Origin of the sequence: Paenibacillus dakarensis, assembly GCF_001373415.1 — a bacterium.
GTDB lineage: Bacteria > Bacillota > Bacilli > Paenibacillales > Paenibacillaceae > Paenibacillus_AQ > Paenibacillus_AQ dakarensis.
Genome location: NZ_CDSE01000027.1, coordinates 20,058 through 40,062 on the forward strand (window position 1 = coordinate 20,058; position 20,005 = coordinate 40,062).

Annotated in this window: 22 protein-coding genes; all 22 read right to left on the reverse strand. The window is 46.3% G+C overall.

Annotated elements, in window-relative coordinates; genetic code table 11:
* Nucleotides 1-17 precede the first annotated feature (17 nt).
* Complete coding sequence (rplX, locus tag BN1234_RS07555) at nucleotides 18-374, reverse strand: 50S ribosomal protein L24 (protein WP_082423136.1); 357 nt, start codon at nucleotides 372-374, stop codon at nucleotides 18-20.
* A 56-nt stretch (nucleotides 375-430) separates the two neighbouring features.
* Nucleotides 431-799 carry a 50S ribosomal protein L14 gene (rplN, locus tag BN1234_RS07560; RefSeq protein WP_054956056.1) on the reverse strand — a complete coding sequence of 123 codons (369 nt, stop codon included), beginning with the start codon at nucleotides 797-799 and terminating at the stop codon, nucleotides 431-433.
* Nucleotides 800-834: 35 nt separating this feature from the next.
* Nucleotides 835-1,101 (reverse strand): 30S ribosomal protein S17, encoded by a 267-nt coding sequence (gene rpsQ, locus BN1234_RS07565; protein WP_281177640.1) that lies wholly within the window; start codon nucleotides 1,099-1,101, stop codon nucleotides 835-837.
* Between the two features lie 41 nt (nucleotides 1,102-1,142).
* Nucleotides 1,143-1,340 (reverse strand): 50S ribosomal protein L29, encoded by a 198-nt coding sequence (gene rpmC / locus BN1234_RS07570; protein WP_007132561.1) that lies wholly within the window; start codon nucleotides 1,338-1,340, stop codon nucleotides 1,143-1,145.
* Entirely contained in the window at nucleotides 1,330-1,764 is a 435-nt protein-coding gene (rplP, locus tag BN1234_RS07575) for a 50S ribosomal protein L16 (protein ID WP_054956058.1), read from the reverse strand. The genes rpmC and rplP overlap by 11 nt, the downstream gene beginning before the upstream one ends.
* A gap of 2 nt (nucleotides 1,765-1,766) precedes the next feature.
* A complete protein-coding gene (rpsC, locus tag BN1234_RS07580) occupies nucleotides 1,767-2,432 on the reverse strand; it encodes a 30S ribosomal protein S3 (RefSeq protein WP_054956059.1) in 666 nt (221 codons plus the stop codon).
* A gap of 13 nt (nucleotides 2,433-2,445) precedes the next feature.
* The gene (gene rplV, locus BN1234_RS07585) at nucleotides 2,446-2,778 is read right to left on the reverse strand and encodes a 50S ribosomal protein L22 (protein WP_054956060.1); all 333 of its coding nucleotides are present in this window, start codon (nucleotides 2,776-2,778) and stop codon (nucleotides 2,446-2,448) included.
* A gap of 35 nt (nucleotides 2,779-2,813) precedes the next feature.
* Nucleotides 2,814-3,089 (reverse strand): 30S ribosomal protein S19, encoded by a 276-nt coding sequence (gene rpsS / locus BN1234_RS07590; RefSeq protein ID WP_054956061.1) that lies wholly within the window; start codon nucleotides 3,087-3,089, stop codon nucleotides 2,814-2,816.
* Between the two features lie 69 nt (nucleotides 3,090-3,158).
* Entirely contained in the window at nucleotides 3,159-3,989 is an 831-nt protein-coding gene (gene rplB, locus BN1234_RS07595; protein ID WP_054956062.1) for a 50S ribosomal protein L2, read from the reverse strand.
* Nucleotides 3,990-4,018: 29 nt separating this feature from the next.
* Nucleotides 4,019-4,312, reverse strand: coding sequence for a 50S ribosomal protein L23 (rplW, locus tag BN1234_RS07600; RefSeq protein WP_054956063.1), 294 nt, complete (start codon nucleotides 4,310-4,312; stop codon nucleotides 4,019-4,021).
* Nucleotides 4,312-4,935, reverse strand: a complete 624-nt coding sequence (gene rplD, locus BN1234_RS07605) for a 50S ribosomal protein L4 (RefSeq protein ID WP_054956064.1) — start codon at nucleotides 4,933-4,935, stop codon at nucleotides 4,312-4,314. The genes rplW and rplD overlap by 1 nt, the downstream gene beginning before the upstream one ends.
* A 26-nt stretch (nucleotides 4,936-4,961) precedes the next feature.
* The gene (gene rplC / locus BN1234_RS07610; protein WP_054956065.1) at nucleotides 4,962-5,585 is read right to left on the reverse strand and encodes a 50S ribosomal protein L3; all 624 of its coding nucleotides are present in this window, start codon (nucleotides 5,583-5,585) and stop codon (nucleotides 4,962-4,964) included.
* 42 nt (nucleotides 5,586-5,627) lie between these two features.
* Nucleotides 5,628-5,936: a 30S ribosomal protein S10 gene (gene rpsJ / locus BN1234_RS07615; RefSeq protein ID WP_006037947.1), complete on the reverse strand. Its 309-nt coding sequence runs from the start codon at nucleotides 5,934-5,936 to the stop codon at nucleotides 5,628-5,630.
* 371 nt (nucleotides 5,937-6,307) lie between these two features.
* Nucleotides 6,308-7,498 carry an elongation factor Tu gene (gene tuf, locus BN1234_RS07620; protein WP_054956066.1) on the reverse strand — a complete coding sequence of 397 codons (1,191 nt, stop codon included), beginning with the start codon at nucleotides 7,496-7,498 and terminating at the stop codon, nucleotides 6,308-6,310.
* A 94-nt stretch (nucleotides 7,499-7,592) separates the two neighbouring features.
* A complete protein-coding gene (gene fusA, locus BN1234_RS07625) occupies nucleotides 7,593-9,674 on the reverse strand; it encodes an elongation factor G (protein ID WP_054956067.1) in 2,082 nt (693 codons plus the stop codon).
* Nucleotides 9,675-9,721: 47 nt separating this feature from the next.
* Nucleotides 9,722-10,192, reverse strand: a complete 471-nt coding sequence (gene rpsG, locus BN1234_RS07630; RefSeq protein WP_046680956.1) for a 30S ribosomal protein S7 — start codon at nucleotides 10,190-10,192, stop codon at nucleotides 9,722-9,724.
* Between the two features lie 47 nt (nucleotides 10,193-10,239).
* A complete protein-coding gene (gene rpsL, locus BN1234_RS07635) occupies nucleotides 10,240-10,659 on the reverse strand; it encodes a 30S ribosomal protein S12 (RefSeq protein ID WP_054956068.1) in 420 nt (139 codons plus the stop codon).
* A gap of 134 nt (nucleotides 10,660-10,793) precedes the next feature.
* Nucleotides 10,794-11,045 carry a ribosomal L7Ae/L30e/S12e/Gadd45 family protein gene (locus tag BN1234_RS07640; RefSeq protein ID WP_054956069.1) on the reverse strand — a complete coding sequence of 84 codons (252 nt, stop codon included), beginning with the start codon at nucleotides 11,043-11,045 and terminating at the stop codon, nucleotides 10,794-10,796.
* Between the two features lie 171 nt (nucleotides 11,046-11,216).
* On the reverse strand, nucleotides 11,217-14,831 hold the full coding sequence (gene rpoC, locus BN1234_RS07645; protein WP_054956070.1) for a DNA-directed RNA polymerase subunit beta': 3,615 nt from the start codon (nucleotides 14,829-14,831) through the stop codon (nucleotides 11,217-11,219).
* Nucleotides 14,832-14,920: 89 nt separating this feature from the next.
* Nucleotides 14,921-18,466, reverse strand: a complete 3,546-nt coding sequence (gene rpoB / locus BN1234_RS07650; RefSeq protein ID WP_054956071.1) for a DNA-directed RNA polymerase subunit beta — start codon at nucleotides 18,464-18,466, stop codon at nucleotides 14,921-14,923.
* A gap of 334 nt (nucleotides 18,467-18,800) precedes the next feature.
* A complete protein-coding gene (locus BN1234_RS07655; protein WP_054956072.1) occupies nucleotides 18,801-19,421 on the reverse strand; it encodes a class I SAM-dependent methyltransferase in 621 nt (206 codons plus the stop codon).
* Nucleotides 19,422-19,583: 162 nt separating this feature from the next.
* Nucleotides 19,584-19,949, reverse strand: a complete 366-nt coding sequence (gene rplL, locus BN1234_RS07660) for a 50S ribosomal protein L7/L12 (RefSeq protein ID WP_054956073.1) — start codon at nucleotides 19,947-19,949, stop codon at nucleotides 19,584-19,586.
* Nucleotides 19,950-20,005: the final 56 nt, after the last annotated feature.

A 20,005-nucleotide genomic window follows, 5' to 3' on the forward strand; every position in this document is an offset into this window, starting at 1 on the left:
ACCTCCTTTCTTCACTTCTATTTATCGATTTGCTCTCCAGATCTCTTAGCGATGCGGACTTTTTTACCGTTGTCCAGCACTTTGTAACCGATACGGGTTACATTTCCACTCTTTGGATCAACGTGCATCACGTTGGAAACATGAATCGGAGCCTCTTTCTCGATGATACCGCCTTGCGGATTTGTTTGGTTAGGCTTCTGATGCTTCTTGATCATGTTTACGCCTTCTACCAAAACACGGTTCTCACGAGGATAAGCTGCAATGACACGGCCTTTTTTGCCTTTGTCTTTACCGCTGATCACAATAACTGTATCGTCTTTTTTAACGTGCAATTTATTGTTATGGGATTCCAGAATTTTTTTCACTCTAGGCATTCGTTACACCTCCTGGGGCTTGACTGGGCAAGCATAACTTATCTCAATCATACCGATTAGATTACTTCCGGAGCCAAGGAAACGATTTTCATGAAGTCTCTTTCGCGAAGTTCGCGAGCAACTGGTCCGAAAATACGAGTTCCACGTGGGCTTCTGTCTTCTTTAACAACTACCGCTGCGTTTTCGTCAAATGAAATGTAAGATCCGTCTTTACGACGAACAGAACGCTTCGTACGAACAACAACCGCTTTTACTACATCACCTTTTTTGACAACGCCGCCTGGTGTTGCTTGTTTGACGGAACACACGATCAAATCACCGATCTGAGCTGTACGGCGACCAGTACCACCCAATACGCGGATACACATCAGTTCCTTCGCACCAGAGTTGTCAGCCACAGCCAAACGAGTAAATGGTTGAATCATTGAAATTTCCTCCTTTCGGAAAAACTGACTATGCTTTAGATGATTACCGCTTTCTCTACAACTTCAACCAGTCTCCAGCGCTTATCCTTAGAGATCGGACGAGTTTCCATGATTTTAACGGTATCACCGATTTGAGCTGTATTGTTCTCATCATGCGCTTTAAATTTTTTCGTGTATTTAATGCGCTTGTGATACAAGTTATGCTTCTTATAAGTTTCAACAGCTACAACAATGGTTTTATCCATTTTGTCACTGACGACTTTACCAATTTGCACTTTACGAGCATTGCGTTCTTCGCTCACTGAGTTGGCCTCCTTCCTGAATACAGACGGCGTCTGTTTCATTAACTAATCCCAAGTTCTCTTTCACGGATAACGGTTTTAGCACGAGCTATTTCTTTGCGCACATCACGAATCCGGGTTGGATTATCAAGCTGGCCTGTAGCCAATTGAAAACGGAGATTAAAGAGTTCTTCTTTAAATCCGGCGATTTTTTGCTCGATCTCTGCAGTGGTTAAGTTGCGCAGTTCATTAGCTTTCATTTGCTTCACCACCCACTTCTTCACGTTTCACAAACTTCGTTTTAACAGGCAGCTTGTGAGCGGCGAGACGCATCGCTTCGCGGGCGATTTCCTCAGACACGCCTCCAAGTTCAAACATAATCTTGCCTGGTTTTACAACAGAAACCCATTTCTCAACGTTACCTTTACCGGAACCCATCCGCACCTCGAGAGGCTTTTGAGTAATCGGCTTATCCGGGAAAATCTTGATCCATACTTTACCGCCACGGCGAATATAACGAGTCATCGCAATACGCGCAGCTTCGATCTGACGGTTCGTGATCCAACCTGGTTCTAATGCTTGCAGGCCGAATTCGCCGAAGTTCAGTTCAGTACCGCCTTTAGCTTGGCCTCTCATACTGCCGCGCTGTTGTTTGCGGTGTTTAACACGTTTTGGTACCAACATGATTAGTTGCCTCCTTCCTGAGCAGCTTGTTTCTTAGCCGTAGGAAGAACCTCTCCACGATAGATCCATACTTTCACGCCGATACGGCCGTAAGTCGTATGCGCTTCTGCTGTACCATAGTCGATGTCTGCACGAAGCGTATGAAGTGGAACAGTTCCTTCACTGTAGCCTTCCGTACGAGCGATTTCAGCACCGCCAAGACGTCCGCTGACGGATGTTTTAATCCCTTTCGCTCCAGAGCGCATAGTTCTTTGAATTGCTTGTTTCAGAGCACGACGGAAAGAAACACGACGTTCCAATTGTTGTGCAATGCTTTCAGCTACAAGAATAGCGTCCATTTCAGGGTTCTTAATTTCAGAGATGTTGATGTGAACCTTTTTGCCGCCTGCGATTTTAGTCACTTGACCACGCAGTACTTCAACTTCCGAACCACCTTTACCGATTACCATTCCTGGTTTAGCAGTGTGGATCGTTACGTTCACACGATTTGCCGCTCTCTCGATTTCAATACGGGATACAGCGGAGTCTTTCAATTTATTCTTCAGGTATTCACGGATTTTAACGTCTTCCAGCAAAAGATCACCGAAATCTTTGCCTGCATACCATTTGGATTCCCAATCACGGATAATACCGATACGGAGTCCTACTGGATTTACCTTTTGGCCCACACGTTTTCCCTCCTTATTTTTCAGCTACCACCAAAGTAATGTGGCTGGTGCGTTTATTAATCCGGCTTGCACGTCCCATCGCACGAGGGCGGAAACGTTTCATCGTCGGACCTTGGTTGACGTAAACTTGAGTTACTACCAACTTGTTTACATCCATAGAATAGTTATGCTCAGCGTTTGCGATAGCTGAGTTCAGCAGCTTCTCAACTACAGGAGATGCAGCTTTCGGAGTGTGACGAAGAATCGCGATCGCTTCACCAACTTGCTTACCGCGGATTAAGTCAACAACCAGTTGAGCTTTACGAGGAGCAATCCGAATCGATCTTGCATGTGCTTTTGCTTCCATTGTTTAACCTCCTCTCAAACAAAGAGCTTTATTAATTAACGTCTTGTTTTCTTATCGTCTTCATGACCTTTGTAAGTACGCGTTGGAGCGAACTCGCCCAACTTGTGACCCACCATGTCTTCCGTTACATATACAGGCACGTGTTTACGGCCATCGTATACGCCGAATGTGTGACCGATAAATTGCGGGAAAATCGTTGAACGGCGGGACCAAGTCTTAATCACGGCTTTTTTACCGGATTCGTTCATGTCCTCTACTTTTTTGAGCAAGTATGCATCAATAAAAGGTCCTTTTTTCAAACTACGGCTCATATTGTAATCCTCCCTTCACCAAACTGTCTCGTAACCCGCAGCCTTACACGAAGTTATGCACAGTGTGTATTACTTCGTGCGGCGGCGAACGATATATTTGTCAGAAGCTTTTCCTTTTTTACGAGTCTTAGCACCAAGGGTTGGTTTACCCCAAGGAGACATAGGCGACTTACGTCCGATAGGAGCGCGGCCTTCACCACCACCGTGTGGGTGATCGTTAGGGTTCATTACTACACCACGAACCTCAGGACGTTTTCCGAGCCAACGGCTACGACCAGCTTTACCGATCTTGATCAGCTCGTGGTCTCCGTTACCTACGGAACCGATAGTTGCGCGGCAAGTTTTCAGAATGTGACGAACTTCACCGGAAGAAAGACGTACTGTTACGTACTTATCTTCTTTACCGAGAAGCTGAGCTTCTGTACCAGCTGCACGAACCAATTGTCCGCCTTTACCTGGTTGCAATTCAATATTGTGGATAACTGTACCAACTGGGATGTTTTCCAAAGGAAGAGCATTACCAATTTTGATATCAGATCCAACGCCTGAAGTCACTTGATCTCCAACTTTCAGACCTTTAGGAGCGATGATATAACGCTTCTCTCCGTCTGCATAGTGGATCAGAGCGATGTTGGAAGTACGGTTCGGGTCATACTCGATCGTAGCAACGCGACCTGGAATGCCGTCTTTCGTACGTTTAAAGTCGATGATACGGTATTTACGTTTGTGTCCGCCGCCATGGTGACGAACTGTAATTTTACCTTGGTTGTTACGTCCAGCTGTTTTGCTCAGCGGCGCAAGCAACGATTTCTCCGGCTGGTTCGTTGTGATTTCTTCGAAAGTCGACACGGACATGTTGCGTCGAGCCGGGGATGTCGGTTTATACTTTTTAATAGGCACTGAATTTTCCCTCCTTACTTAGAAATTTCTTATTCAACCGATTCAAAGAACTCAAGCGGTTTGCTGTCAGATGTCAAAGTTACGATTGCTTTCTTCCATTCTGTAGTGTAACCAGAGTGGCGGCCGTAACGCTTTGGCTTCGCAGGAACACGCATTGTATTCACGTTCGATACTTTTACTTTGAAAATCGATTCAACGGCTTGTTTAATCTCGGTTTTGTTAGCACGGATGTCTACTTCGAAAGCATATTTCAGTTCCGACATGTAATCAGCCGTACGTTCCGTGATCACCGGGCGCTTGATTATATCGCGAGGATCCTTCATTACGCGAGCACCTCCTCTACCTTCTGAACTGCTTCCTTCGTAATGATCAATTGATCGTACGTCAGTACGTCAAGAACATTAATGCCGTCAGCCGCTACGAATTTCACTCCAGGAATATTACGTGCGGAAAGGGCTACATTATCATCATAGCTAGGAGCAACGATCAGAGCTTTGCGTCCAACTTTAAGGTTGCTCAAGATGTTAGCGAACTCTTTCGTTTTTGGCGCATTAAGCGTCAATTGATCCAGCACGATAATTGCATTATCAATCACTTTAGAAGACAATGCGGATTTGATCGCCAAACGACGAACTTTCTTAGGCAGTTTAATGGAGTAGCTACGTGGAGTTGGTCCAAATACTACGCCGCCGCCTTTCCATTGTGGTGAACGGATCGAACCTTGACGAGCGCGACCAGTACCTTTTTGTTTCCAAGGCTTACGTCCGCCGCCGCGTACTTCAGAACGTCCTTTGACTTTGTGAGTACCACGACGCAGGGAAGCGCGTTGCAGCAATACTGCACTATGCAGAACATGCTCATTTGGCTCGATGCCAAATACCGCATCATTCAATTCAATTTCGCCAACTTGGCTGCCGTCGATATTTAACAGTGCTACTTTAGGCATTGATTGTTCCTCCTTTCTTCAGGCGATTATTTCTTCACCGTTTCTTTAATTTGCACAAGACCTTTTTTAGGGCCAGGAATTGAGCCTTTTACAAGAAGTACGTTGCGTTCAACGTCTACCTTGATGATTTCAAGCTTCTGGATTGTAACCGTGTTGTGGCCCATGTGACCTGGCAGACGCTTCCCTTTAGGAACGCGGTTTGCTTGGATCGAACCCATGGAACCTGGACGACGGTGGTAACGAGAACCGTGAGACATAGGTCCGCGGCTTTGTCCCCAACGTTTGATTACACCCTGGAAACCTTTACCTTTAGAAATACCAGTTACGTCAACATATTCGCCTTCCGCGAAGATATCAGCCTTCACTTCTTGACCAACCTCGACACTCGCGAGGTCAACACCGCGAATTTCTCGAACGTAGCGCTTAGGTGCAGTATTTGCTTTTTTAGCATGTCCTGCTTCTGGTTTGTTAGCGTTATTCTCTTTCTTGTCGGAGAAACCGAGCTGAATAGCTTCGTATCCATCGTTCTCCACATCTTTCTTTTGCAAAACAACACAAGGACCTGCTTCGATAACCGTTACAGGAATTACATTACCTTCAGCGGTAAATACTTGAGTCATTCCGAGCTTTCTCCCTAAGATACCTTTCATGTTGACACCTCTTTTCTCTACAAATAATCAGTTATTCATGTATTACAATTTAATTTCGATATCTACACCGGACGGCAGGTCCAAGCGCATCAAGGCATCCACAGTTTGTGGAGTCGGGTTCACGATGTCGATCAAGCGCTTGTGTGTGCGCATTTCGAATTGCTCCCGAGAATCCTTATACTTGTGTACCGCACGGAGAACCGTAATGATTTGTTTTTCAGTTGGCAGCGGGATCGGACCAGATACACCAGCACCCGAACGTTTTGCTGTTTCAACAATTTTCTCAGCGGATTGATCAAGAATTCTGTGGTCGTATGCTTTCAAGCGAATACGAATTTTTTGCTTTGCCATTTTATTCCCTCCTTCTATCGCCCAATTTGGTATCGGACATACTCCGTGAAAATTTTCTGGACACCTGCCTCATGGCAAAGGGGCCGGGTGTGTCAGTAACCTCTCACATCATCGCAACGTCGCAGAACAACATTCATTATTATATAGAATAGATAGGCGTAATGCAAGCATTAAATGATAAAAGATATTTTCACAAATATTTGAAATCAATCAACTGTACAAATACGACTCTATCAGCTGTCCTTCGCTTCAACAATATATCAAAAAAACAGAGCCGAATCCAGGGGATCCGGCTCTGTTCTAACGTTACATCACACTGTTGCTCGTTACATCACACTGTTGCTCTATTTGAGGCTCGTATAAGCCTTTAATTACTTAATGATGGAAGCTACGGAACCTGCACCAACTGTACGTCCGCCTTCACGGATGGAGAACTTAGTACCTTCTTCAATCGCGATTGGAGCGATCAGTTGTACAGTAACAGTGATGTTATCACCAGGCATAACCATTTCGGAACCTTCAGGAAGGTTGATTACACCAGTTACATCCGTAGTACGGAAGTAGAACTGTGGACGGTAGCCAGTGAAGAAAGGCTTATGACGTCCGCCTTCTTCTTTGCTCAGTACATATACTTGAGCAGTGAACTCAGTGTGAGGCTTAACGGAACCTGGCTTGGACAATACTTGTCCACGCTCGATTTGGCTGCGCTCTACACCACGAAGCAATGCACCGATGTTGTCACCAGCTTGTGCGGAATCCAGCAATTTACGGAACATTTCAACGCCCGTAACAACGGATTTTCTAGTTTCTTCGTTGATACCAACGATTTCGATTTCTTCACCGACTTTGATAGTACCACGCTCTACACGACCTGTAGCAACGGTACCACGACCAGTGATGGAGAATACGTCCTCAACTGGCATCAAGAAAGGCTTGTCAGTGTCGCGCTCTGGCAATGGGATGTACTCGTCGATAATTTTGAACATTTCAACGATTTTTTGAGCCCACTCACCATCTGGGTTCATCAATGCTTCACGAGCAGAACCACGAGTGATTGGAGTGTCATCGCCAGGGAAGTCATATTCGCTCAAGAGATCGCGAACTTCCATTTCAACCAGTTCCAAGAGCTCTTCGTCTTCAACCATATCGCATTTGTTCAAGAATACAACGATGTAAGGAACGCCTACTTGGCGGGACAACAGGATGTGCTCGCGAGTCTGTGGCATTGGGCCGTCAGCTGCGGATACAACCAGGATTGCGCCGTCCATTTGAGCAGCACCAGTGATCATGTTTTTAACATAGTCAGCGTGGCCTGGGCAGTCAACGTGTGCATAGTGACGAGTATCAGTTTCATACTCAACGTGAGCTGTGGAGATTGTGATACCGCGCTCGCGCTCTTCAGGAGCTTTGTCGATTTGGTCGAATGCTACAGCAGCACCACCGTAAGTTTTGGACAATACAGTTGTGATTGCAGCAGTCAAAGTTGTTTTACCATGGTCAACGTGACCGATAGTACCGATGTTAACATGGGGTTTCGTACGTTCGTATTTAGCCTTTGCCATTTGAACAATTCCTCCTTAAGGGGATATATATGTTTTGGCCGGACCAAGGTGTCAGGATATTCACCCTGCCCTAAGTCCAGCAGGAAAAACGTTATTACTCGACGCCTTTAACCTTAGACACAATTTCTTCAGAGATGTTCTTCGGAACTTCTTCATAGTGAGAAAGCTCCATGGAGAACACACCGCGTCCTTGTGTACCGGAACGAAGAGTTGTAGAGTAACCGAACATTTCGGACAGAGGCACCTTCGCACGGATAATTTGAGTACCACCACGGGAATCCATACCTTCGATACGTCCACGGCGGGAGTTCAGCATACCCATTACGTCGCCCATGTATTCCTCAGGCACAGTAACTTCTACTTTCATGATTGGCTCAAGCAGGACAGGCTTACACTTGTCTTTAGCTGCTTTAAGAGCCATCGAACCAGCGATTTTAAACGCCATTTCGTTGGAGTCAACATCATGGTATGAACCGTCAACGATTGTAGCTTTTACGTCAACGAGTGGGAAGCCGGCAAGTACACCGTTCTTCATTTGCTCTTCAATACCTTGTTGTGCTGGTCCAATATATTCTCTTGGTACAGAACCACCGACGATCTTGCTGTCGAACTGGTTACCAGTACCCGGCTCCAGAGGTTCGAACTCAACCCATACGTGACCGTATTGACCACGACCACCGGACTGACGAACGAATTTACCTTCAACACGTGCTGGCGCACGGAAAGTTTCACGGTATGCTACCTGTGGTTTACCCACGTTGGTATCAACCTTGAACTCACGACGCATACGGTCGATGATAATGTCCAGGTGAAGCTCACCCATACCTGCCAGGATCGTTTGGCCAGTTTCCTCGTCAGTATGAGCACGAAGAGTTGGATCCTCTTCAGTCAACTTACCGAGAGCAACGCCCATTTTATCTTGGTCAGCTTTGGTTTTTGGTTCAACTGCGATTTCGATAACCGGATCAGGGAAGTTCATGGATTCGAGAATAACTGGGTTCTTCTCATCACACAGTGTATCACCTGTTCCAGTATCTTTCAAACCTACAGCTGCAGCGATATCACCAGAGAATACTTCACTGATTTCTTGACGGCTGTTCGCATGCATTTGAAGGATACGTCCAATACGCTCACGCTTATTCTTAGTAGCATTCAGTACATAAGAACCGGATTGAAGAACACCGGAGTAAACGCGGAAGAACGTAAGCTTACCAACATAAGGGTCTGTCATGATTTTAAATGCCAAAGCTGCGAACGGTTCTTCGTCAGAAGAGTGACGCGCTACTTCTGTACCATCTTCCAAGTGACCTTGAATACTTGGTACATCTGTAGGAGCCGGCAAGTAATCGATAACAGCATCCAGCATCAGCTGAACACCTTTGTTACGGTAAGAGGATCCACAAATAACAGGGAAGATCTTAACTTCTACTACACCCTTGCGAAGAGCTGCTTTGATCTCTTCTACAGTGATTTCTTCACCTTCAAGGTATTTCATAGTCAATTCTTCATCAAGCTCAGCAACCTTCTCAATGAGTTCATTGCGAAGTTCCTCAACTTGATCCTTGTAATCTGCAGGAATTTCGGCTTCTTCGATATTTTGACCGAGGTCATCCTTATACATATAAGCTTTTTCCTCGACGATATCGATGATACCAACAAAATCGGCTTCTGCGCCAATTGGAAGCTGAATAGCTACCGCATTAGCTTGGAGACGATCTCTCATGTCATTAACAACATTAAGATAGTCCGCACCGATAATGTCCATTTTGTTTACGTATGCGATCCGCGGAACGCCGTAGCGGTCTGCTTGTCTCCATACGGTTTCCGATTGAGGTTCTACGCCCTCTTTCGCACTAAATACACCTACTGCCCCATCCAATACACGAAGGGAACGTTCAACTTCAACTGTGAAGTCAACGTGCCCCGGGGTGTCGATAATATTAACGCGGTGACCCTTCCAAGAAGCGGTAGTTGCTGCGGATGTAATGGTGATACCGCGCTCCTGCTCCTGCTCCATCCAGTCCATTGTAGCAGCACCCTCGTGAACTTCACCGATTTTGTGCGTACGGCCTGTGTAGAACAAAATACGTTCTGTAGTAGTCGTTTTACCAGCGTCAATATGCGCCATGATCCCGATATTACGTGTATTTTTCAAGGAGAACTCTCTTGTCGCCATGCGAATAGTCTCCCTTCAAAATTATATTAAAATTTATAAGCTGAATCCTACCAGCGGTAGTGAGCAAACGCTTTGTTCGCTTCAGCCATTTTGTGTGTGTCTTCACGTTTCTTAACAGAAGCACCAGTGTTGTTGGAAGCATCGATAATCTCAGCCGCCAAACGCTCTTCCATAGTCTTCTCGCCGCGGTTGCGGGAGTAGTTTACGAGCCAACGTAATCCCAGGGATGTACGTCTTTCTGGTTTTACTTCGATAGGCACCTGGTAGTTTGCACCGCCGACACGACGAGCTTTAACTTCCAGAACCGGCATGATGTTCTTGATGGCTGCTTCAAATACTTCCATTGGGTCATTACCCGTACGTTCTTGGATAATATTGAATGCATTATAGAGAATGCTTTGAGCAACACCTCTCTTACCATCCAGCATGATGCGGTTGATCAGACGTGTAACGAGCTTGCTGTTATACACCGGATCCGGCAGCACGTCTCTTTTAGTAACTGGACCTTTGCGTGGCATGGATATCCCCCTTTCTTCAATCATGTTGTTTCAACATGTACTATAACTTAGCTTTTCGCTTTAGGACGCTTAGCGCCGTATTTCGAACGAGCTTGCATACGGTTGTTCACACCTGCAGTATCAAGTGCACCGCGAACGATGTGATAACGTACTCCCGCAAGGTCTTTTACTTTACCACCACGGATCAGAACAACACTGTGCTCTTGCAAGTTATGTCCGATACCTGGAATGTAAGCAGTAACCTCGATGCGGTTCGTCAAACGAACACGAGCATATTTACGAAGCGCCGAGTTCGGTTTACGTGGAGTCATTGTGCCGACACGAGTACATACACCACGTTTTTGTGGAGCACTCAGGTTAGTATCCTCACGTTTCAATGCGTTGAATCCTTTTTGCAATGCCGGTGACTTTGACTTGTAAACTTTAGCTTGACGGCCCTTACGAACCAATTGGTTAATTGTTGGCATGATGCCACCCCCTTCCTATATTACTCATCCTCATACAAACCATTTTAAGTCCACAGACCCAGGCGGTTCATAAAAAGACAAATGAAAAGTTTTTGCCGAGAGAAGGAGCCTCCTCCAACAAAAACAGTTCGAACTCATTGTTTTAAGACTGCTACCATTGCTGCACCGACTTCGATGCCGCATGCCTCTCCGAGTGCTCTCATTGTAGGCACATACGTAATATCTACACCGTGCTTTCCACACAGGTTTACGATTTGGGAAGTCAAACGCTGGTCGCAATCCTCAGCCACATAAACCTCAGCGGCCTGACCGGTTTCAACGGCCTTCATTGTTTGTTTGGTGCCAATTTTAACATGAGCATCCTGTAATCCTTTATCATTAGACATTGGAAATTCCTCCAAAAGAACAGGGATAAAGCTACTACTCACGCACCTTTGCTATATTAGCATCTGCCTTTAATGATGTCAAGCAAATTATGCAGTTACAAAAAGAAATATGGGAGAGAGCCAGCTGTCGAATATCGCCACACTAACTCTCTGTATCCCTATCCTTCTTCGTTACTCTACGTTAGCAGTTTCTAGTTCCTGATTCTCACCATTTGCATCATCCTGGCCTTCAAACTTCACATTACGGTAACGGTTCATACCTGTACCTGCAGGGATCAGCTTACCGATAATTACATTCTCTTTCAGACCTAGCAATTGATCGACCTTACCTTTAATAGCAGCGTCAGTCAATACGCGAGTTGTCTCCTGGAAGGAGGCCGCAGAAAGGAATGAATCCGTTTCAAGGGATGCTTTTGTAATACCGAGCAGAACCGGCTTAGCCACTGCTGGCTCTTTGCCGGAAAGGATTGCTTCTTTGTTAGCAGATTCGTACTCGTGAATATCCACGAAAGAACCTGGAAGCAGACTTGTATCCCCTGCATCGACGATACGAATCTTACGGAGCATCTGACGAATCATAACCTCAACGTGTTTATCGTTAATTTCTACACCCTGGTTACGGTAAACGCGCTGTACTTCCTGAAGGATGTAGTTCTGTACGCCACGAATACCCTTGATGCGAAGCATTTCTTTAGGGTCGATAGAACCGTCAGTCAATTCATCCCCGGCTTCGATGTGCTTGCCTTCGCTTACGCGCAGACGGGAGCCATACGTAACAGCATACGTTTTAGTTTCTGCTTCGCCCTGGATTTCAATTTCACGACGATCTTTCGTTTCACGGATCTCTTTAACGACACCGTCAATCTCACTGATCGTTGCTTGACCTTTAGGATTACGAGCCTCAAAGAGCTCCTGGATACGCGGCAAACCTTGGGTGATGTCATCACCCGCAACGCCCCCGGTATGGAACGTACGCATCGTGAGCTGTGTTCCCGGTTCACCGATCGATTGAGCAGCGATAATACCAACCGCTTCCCCGATTTCGACAAACTTACCTGTTGCCAGGTTACGTCCATAACACTTCTTGCAGACACCGTAACGCGCACGGCAGCTGAGAATGGAACGGATTTGCAGCTTCTCGATACCAGCTTTAACGATTTCGTCAGCTTTGTCAGAATCGATCAATTCGTTACGGTTAACGATAATCTCTTTAGTCTCCGGATGACGGACAGTCTCGAATGCATAACGTCCTTCAATACGGTCGTAGAGATCCTCAATAACCTCTTTACCGTCTTGAATACGGCTAACGGTAAAGCCTTTATCTGTACTACACTCATCTTCACGTACGATAACATCCTGTGCCACGTCAACCAGACGACGAGTCAAGTAACCTGAGTCAGCTGTACGAAGTGCTGTATCGGCGAGACCTTTACGTGCACCGTGTGTTGACAAGAAGTACTCGAGTACCGTCAGACCTTCACGGAAGTTCGATTTGATAGGCATCTCGATAATTCGACCGGACGGGTTGGCCATCAGACCGCGCATACCGCCAAGCTGAGTAATCTGAGATTTGTTACCCCGCGCTTTAGAGTCAACCATGAGCATGATGGAGTTAAAGCGGTCCATCGATTTCATGAGGACATCTGTAAGATCATCCTTCGCTTTAGACCAAATGTCGATAACACGGTCATAGCGTTCTTCGTTAGTGATCAATCCACGACGGTACTGGTTCGTTACAACCCTAACCTTCTCGTCGGACTCTTTAAGAATTCCTGCCTTTTCAGGAGGAACAATAACGTCAGACACGGCAACCGTTACACCAGCACGTGTGGAATACGTAAAGCCGAGCTGCTTGATTTTGTCAAGAATGACGGATGTTTCGGTTGTGTGATAAATCTCGAAGCAGCGTGCAATAATTTGACCCAAGTACTCTTTACCAACTGCACCGCTGATCGGAAGACTTTGAATCACTTCCTGGATGTTTGCACCTTTTTCATAAACGAAGTATTTCTCCGGCGTGCCCTGGAAGAGGTTCACACGTGTCGCTTCGTTAATGTAAGGGAAGCTTGCAGGGAAAATCTCGTTAAAGATAATCCGACCAATCGTAGTAACCAGCATTGCTTTTTGCTGTTCTTCCGTAAAGACTGTCTTACCCAGTGCTTTTACAGGAATCGCTACACGCGCATGCAATCCTGCTACTCCACGCTGGTACGCGGACACCGCTTCGTTCACATTACCCAGGATCATGCCTGTTCCCTTTTCTTCCTTGTTATCCATGGTCAGATAGAAGGAACCAAGAACCATATCCTGAGATGGGGTAACGACTGGCTTACCGTCTTTAGGGTTCAAAATATTACCCGATGCAAGCATCAGGAGACGTGCTTCCGCCTGTGCTTCAGCAGACAACGGAACGTGAACGGCCATTTGGTCACCGTCAAAGTCAGCGTTATAAGCTGTACATACAAGCGGGTGAAGGCGGATCGCATGGCCTTCTACCAGGATCGGTTCAAATGCTTGAATACCGAGTCTGTGGAGTGTAGGGGCACGGTTCAGAAGAACCGGATGCTCTTTAATAACCTCTTCAAGCACATCCCATACTTCCGGGCTTACGCGTTCCACTTTACGTTTTGCACTCTTGATATTATGAGCAAGGCCTTTATTGACCAGTTCTTTCATAACAAAAGGTTTAAACAGTTCCAGTGCCATTTTCTTAGGCAAACCGCACTGATACATTTTCAGATAAGGACCTACAACGATAACGGAACGACCAGAGTAGTCAACCCGTTTACCGAGCAGGTTCTGACGGAAACGACCTTGTTTACCTTTCAGCATATGGCTGAGGGATTTCAAAGGACGGTTACCCGGTCCTGTAACAGGACGTCCACGGCGGCCGTTGTCGATCAGAGCGTCAACAGCTTCCTGAAGCATCCGTTTTTCGTTCTGTACGATAATGTCTGGCGCACCGAGGTCAAGCAGTCTTTTAAGACGGTTGTTCCGGTTAATTACGCGACGATACAGATCATTCAAGTCAGATGTCGCAAAACGTCCACCGTCCAATTGAACCATTGGACGCAGTTCTGGAGGAATGACAGGAAGAACATCCATAACCATCCACTCCGGTTTGTTGCCAGAGTTGCGGAACGCCTCAACCACTTCCAGACGTTTGATCGCACGGTTACGGCGTTGTCCTTGAGCTGTGCGCAATTCTTCTTTCAGGAATTCGAGTTCTTTCTCGATATCCAGATCTTGAAGAAGCTTTTTCACAGCTTCAGCACCCATGCCAGCTTGGAATCCGTATCCGTACTTTTCACGGTAGCTGCGGTATTCTTTTTCAGACAACAGCTGTTTCTTCTCAAGCGGCGTATCTCCTGGATCCGTCACAACATAAGATGCAAAATAAATAATCTCTTCCAAGGATCTTGGAGACATATCCAATGCCAGACCCATACGGCTTGGAATACCTTTGAAGTACCAGATATGGGAAACAGGAGCAGCAAGTTCAATGTGACCCATACGTTCACGGCGTACCTTAGCCCGTGTTACTTCAACACCGCATCGATCGCAGACTACGCCTTTATAACGAACGCGTTTGTATTTACCACAATGGCACTCCCAGTCTTTTTGCGGTCCAAAAATACGTTCGCAGAAAAGACCTTCCTTCTCAGGCTTCAATGTACGGTAGTTAATCGTTTCCGGTTTCTTTACTTCTCCACGAGACCAAGAACGAATCTTCTCCGGGGAAGCAAGACCGATTTTCATGTACTCAAAATTGTTAACGTCCAACAAGGAGCAACCCTCCTCAACCTAGTCCTAATTATGTGCTTCCAATCAAAACACCGCCGCCGGCTATTGACCGGCGGGGTGATAAATGACCGTTATTCCACTCCGACTTCAGTGCCTTCCAAGTTAAGGCTCAACTTATCGCCTGCTGTATCATCTTCATCATCGAGTTCTTTCATCTCGATTTCCTCCTCGTTCTCGCTAAGGATCTTAACATCCATACCGAGAGACTGGAGCTCTTTAATTAATACCTTGAATGATTCAGGAACACCTGGTTCCGGAACATTCTCGCCCTTAACGATGGATTCGTAGGTTTTCACCCGGCCCACCACGTCATCGGACTTCACGGTAAGAATTTCTTGCAGTGTATATGCGGCACCATATGCTTCAAGCGCCCAAACCTCCATCTCACCGAAACGCTGTCCACCGAACTGTGCTTTACCACCGAGCGGCTGCTGTGTAACGAGAGAGTAAGGGCCTGTGGAACGGGCATGGATTTTATCGTCAACCATGTGCGCCAGCTTGATCATGTGCATGACACCAACGGTAACTTCACGCTCGAAGCGTTCACCGGTACGGCCATCATACAGAATAGTCTTACCATTGCGCTGCATGCCTGCTTCTTCCATCGTATCAAACACGTCATATTCACTTGCTCCATCAAATACAGGGGTGGCCACATGGATACCGAGCTGCAACGCAGCCATACCCAAGTGAACTTCCAGAACCTGACCGATGTTCATCCGTGAAGGTACGCCGAGCGGGTTAAGAACAACCTGCACCGGTGTGCCATCCGGCAGGAACGGCATGTCTTCTTCCGGCAAAATACGGGCAACGACACCTTTGTTACCGTGACGTCCGGCCATTTTGTCACCTTCAGAAATTTTACGCTTCTGAGCGATGTATACACGAACCAGCTGGTTAACGCCCGGTGGCAATTCGTCACCGTTCTCACGTGTAAACACCTTCACATCAACGATAATACCATCACTACCATGAGGAACACGCAGGGAAGTATCACGCACTTCACGTGCTTTCTCACCGAAGATTGCATGCAGGAGACGCTCTTCTGCTGTAAGCTCAGTTACACCCTTAGGCGTTACCTTACCAACCAGAATATCTCCAGCACTGATTTCAGCACCGATGCGGATTATACCGCGCTCATCCAAGTTCTTGAGCGCCTCTTCGCCGACATTCGGAATATCACGTGTGATTTCTTCAGGTCCGAGCTTCGTATCACGCGCCTCGGATTCATACTCCTCAATGTGAATTGAAGTGTACACATCCTCTTTAACGAGCTTCTCGGAAAGAAGGATCGCATCCTCGTAGTTATAACCTTCCCAGGTCATAAACGCTACGACAACGTTACGTCCCAGTGCCAATTCGCCCATTTCCGTGGAAGGACCATCAGCAAGGATGTCACCCTTCTTAATTACATCGCCACGCTTAACGATTGGACGCTGGTTGATGCATGTTCCTTGGTTCGAACGCATAAATTTGTGTAATTTATGTTTAACAAGATCGCCTTTGACTTCTTGACCGTCCACAGTTTCTATGCGGCGGAGCCAGATTTCATTAGCAGTTGAACGCTCAATAATTCCGTCGTGTTTGGATACAATACATACACCGGAATCTTTCGCAGACTTATGCTCCATCCCTGTACCTACCAGAGGCGCTTTAGGGATAAGAAGCGGAACAGCCTGACGCTGCATGTTGGATCCCATCAGTGCACGGTTCGAGTCATCGTTCTCAAGGAACGGAATCAGAGCCGTAGCGACGGAAACCACCTGTTTAGGCGAAACGTCCATGTAATCCACACGGTCTTTAGGCATAGGCAAAATGTTATCAGCCTGTTTGTTATAACGAACAATAACCATATCGTCCGCAAACTTGCCATCCTCAGTTAACGCCGCGTTCGCCTGTGCTACCACGTAATTGTCTTCCTCGTCAGCCGTCAGATAATCAATCTGATCCGTTACCTGACCCGTCTTCGGATCAACCCAGCGATAAGGCGCTTCGATAAAGCCGTATTCATTAATACGGGCAAATGTCGACAAGGAGTTGATGAGACCGATGTTCGGACCCTCTGGCGTCTCGATCGGACACATGCGACCATAGTGACTGTGGTGAACGTCTCGAACTTCAAAGCCCGCGCGCTCACGCGTCAAACCACCAGGTCCGAGAGCGGACAGACGACGCTTGTGCGTCAATTCAGCAAGTGGATTGGTTTGGTCCATAAACTGTGACAACTGAGAGCTGCCGAAGAATTCTTTAATCGATGCAATTACAGGGCGAATATTGATCAGAGCTTGCGGTGTAATTACGCTCGCATCCTGAATCGACATTCTCTCACGCACAACGCGTTCCATACGGGAAAGACCAATACGGAACTGGTTCTGCAGAAGCTCGCCCACAGAACGCAGACGACGGTTACCCAGGTGGTCAATATCATCTGTATCTCCGATGCCATGCAGCAAATCAATGAAATAGCTGATGGACGAAATAATGTCCGCCTGCGTAATATGCTTCACGGATTTATCAATGTTACCATTAGCGATAACCTTAACAACTTTACCGTCCTCAATCGGTGAGAACACATCAATCGTCTGGAGCGTGATATCCTCACTATCCTGAACGCCGCCAACTACATGATGAGTTTTGAAGCCAACGCTCTTCTCAAGGTAAGGCATGATCTCGTCCAAAAGACGGCGGTCCACAGTCTGGCCTGCTTCCGCAACGATCTCCCCAGTCTCCATATCAATCAGACTCTCAGCCAAACGCTGGTTAAAGAGACGGTTCTTAATATGAAGCTTCTTATTGATCTTATAGCGACCCACGTTCGCCAGATCATAACGCTTCGGATCAAAGAAACGAGCAACCAAAAGGCTTTTCGCGTTATCCAAAGTCGGCGGCTCACCTGGACGAAGGCGTTCATAAATTTCAATAAGCGCCTTTTCCGTTGAGTCTGTATTGTCCTTATCCAGGGTATTACGAATATATTCGTCATCGCCCAGCAGTTCTAAAATTTCTGCATCTGTACCAAAACCAAGTGCACGCAGCAATACGGTTACAGGTATTTTACGCGTACGGTCGATCCGCACATATACAATATCCTTAGCATCCGTCTCCAGCTCCAACCACGCGCCACGGTTTGGAATAACGGTAGCAGTGTATGTTTTCTTGCCGTTTTTATCCACTTTAGTGCTGAAATAGACGCTGGGAGAGCGAACCAACTGGCTGACAATGACCCGTTCGGCACCATTGATAATAAATGTTCCGGTTTCCGTCATTAACGGAAAGTCTCCCATGAACACTTCTTGCTCCTTGACTTCTCCGGTCTCCTTGTTAATGAGACGGACCTTTACACGGAGCGGCGCCGCATAAGTTACGTCGCGTTCTTTCGCGTCATCGACGGTGTATTTCGGTTCCCCAAGGCTGTAGTCAATAAACTCCAGCACTAAATTCCCTGTGAAATCCTGGATCGGCGAGATGTCTTGGAACATTTCGCGGAGTCCTTCCTCCAAAAACCACTCATAAGATTTTTGTTGGATTTCAATCAGGTTCGGAACTTCGAGTACCTCTTTAATACGTGCATAACTTCGCCGAGTGCGTCGACCATATTGAACAAGATGTCCTGCCAACTTAAACTCACCCCTCATGTCTACTCACTTTTAAAAAATTCATTGCGAACCTCTGTTTGTAACACTATAATGGTACGTACAGAGGAAACTCCCATAAATAGAGAAAAGCCCTTATCGAATATCTTTCGAAAAAAGAGCAGCTTATCCATGGTTATGATACTCCTCTCATATCCAGTAGATTTGCCCAAAATGTACATATTATACGTCAACATGACTGACTTTATGCAACGTTTCCCACATTAAGCCTTGACATTTCAGCAAACTAAAGACAAGGAGACCATCCTAATACTGACATTTTATAATAATAACACATCCAGAAATCCGAGTCAACAGCCTATTCACTTTTTTGAGATGAAGTTTTTACCGCTTTAAATATGCGATATCCTTTATCCTTCGTTACTTCCTCTACACGTGAGAACAAGCTTTCCAACTTGGCCTTGGCCGATGGAGATCCTTGTTTTTTTTGTATAACAATCCACAACTCTCCGCCATCTTTTAAGTGTTCATATGCCTGCTCAAAAATTTTGTGTACCGTTTCCTTCCCTGCCCGTATAGGCGGGTTGCTAATAACGATATCAAATTGCTGGCCCTGCACCGCTGCAAACAAGTCACTTTCCACAATGGTCACATTGCTGATCCCATTTAACTCCGCATTTTCCTTAGCTAATTCTATCGCCCGGCTGTTTATATCGATCATCGTTACATGACCTTCGTTAGCCAGCCTTGCAGCCGAAAGCCCTATGGGTCCATAACCGCAGCCGACATCCAGCACATGAGACCGGCTTGGGATCTCCAGTGCTTCAATCAATACCTTACTTCCGTAATCCACACCGCCTTTTGAAAAGACGCCCGAATCACTTATGAACGTAAACTTGCTGCCACGCAGCACAGTTTCTAGTTTCCGTCTGTCATGTTCGGTCACCGGCTGGTTAGAATAATAATGCTGATTCGGCATACCAACCTCCACATAGCATATTCCTTTTCATATATGCAATAACCATTACTAGTATCCTCTAACTCTAGTATAACCGTCTTGCCCAAAAATCAGTCCATTACAATAACAAACCCCTTGAACAAATATTCAAGGGGTTTGTTTCTTGCTGCAGTATAGAAGAAATTACTTAACTTCTACGGATGCGCCTGCTTCTTCCAATTTAGCTTTAACAGCTTCAGCTTCTTCTTTAGAAACTTTTTCTTTCAATGGTTTTGGAGCGTTGTCAACGAGTTCTTTCGCTTCTTTCAAGCCGAGGCCAGTGATTTCGCGAACAACTTTGATAACGTTGATTTTGGACGCGCCTGCACCATTCAGGATTACGTCGAATTCAGTTTGCTCAGCTTCTGCAGCTGCGCCAGCGCCTGCACCTGCAACAGCTACTGGAGCTGCAGCAGTTACGCCGAATTCTTCTTCGATTGCTTTAACGAGATCGTTCAGTTCCAGAACGGACATGCCTTTGATTGCTTCCAAGATTTGCTCTTTGCTCATTTGGGTTGAACCTCCATTTTATATTTAGAATTTTATTGTTTTATACTGCTTGACGA

Coding starts and splice junctions, on each gene's coding strand:
- rplD (WP_054956064.1), bottom strand. CDS start 4,935: ATGCCTAAAGTAGCACTGTTAAATATCGACGGCAGCCAAGTTGGCGAA.
- rplW (WP_054956063.1), bottom strand. CDS start 4,312: ATGAAGGATCCTCGCGATATAATCAAGCGCCCGGTGATCACGGAACGT.
- rpsG (WP_046680956.1), bottom strand. CDS start 10,192: ATGCCACGCAAAGGTCCAGTTACTAAAAGAGACGTGCTGCCGGATCCG.
- rplP (WP_054956058.1), bottom strand. CDS start 1,764: ATGTTGGTACCAAAACGTGTTAAACACCGCAAACAACAGCGCGGCAGT.
- rpsJ (WP_006037947.1), bottom strand. CDS start 5,936: ATGGCAAAGCAAAAAATTCGTATTCGCTTGAAAGCATACGACCACAGA.
- rpsS (WP_054956061.1), bottom strand. CDS start 3,089: ATGAGCCGTAGTTTGAAAAAAGGACCTTTTATTGATGCATACTTGCTC.
- BN1234_RS07640 (WP_054956069.1), bottom strand. CDS start 11,045: ATGTCTAATGATAAAGGATTACAGGATGCTCATGTTAAAATTGGCACC.
- fusA (WP_054956067.1), bottom strand. CDS start 9,674: ATGGCGACAAGAGAGTTCTCCTTGAAAAATACACGTAATATCGGGATC.
- tuf (WP_054956066.1), bottom strand. CDS start 7,498: ATGGCAAAGGCTAAATACGAACGTACGAAACCCCATGTTAACATCGGT.
- rplL (WP_054956073.1), bottom strand. CDS start 19,949: ATGAGCAAAGAGCAAATCTTGGAAGCAATCAAAGGCATGTCCGTTCTG.
- BN1234_RS07655 (WP_054956072.1), bottom strand. CDS start 19,421: ATGCCGAATCAGCATTATTATTCTAACCAGCCGGTGACCGAACATGAC.
- rplX (WP_082423136.1), bottom strand. CDS start 374: ATGCCTAGAGTGAAAAAAATTCTGGAATCCCATAACAATAAATTGCAC.
- rpsL (WP_054956068.1), bottom strand. CDS start 10,659: ATGCCAACAATTAACCAATTGGTTCGTAAGGGCCGTCAAGCTAAAGTT.
- rplV (WP_054956060.1), bottom strand. CDS start 2,778: ATGGAAGCAAAAGCACATGCAAGATCGATTCGGATTGCTCCTCGTAAA.
- rplN (WP_054956056.1), bottom strand. CDS start 799: ATGATTCAACCATTTACTCGTTTGGCTGTGGCTGACAACTCTGGTGCG.
- rplC (WP_054956065.1), bottom strand. CDS start 5,585: ATGAAAGGTATCTTAGGGAGAAAGCTCGGAATGACTCAAGTATTTACC.
- rpmC (WP_007132561.1), bottom strand. CDS start 1,340: ATGAAAGCTAATGAACTGCGCAACTTAACCACTGCAGAGATCGAGCAA.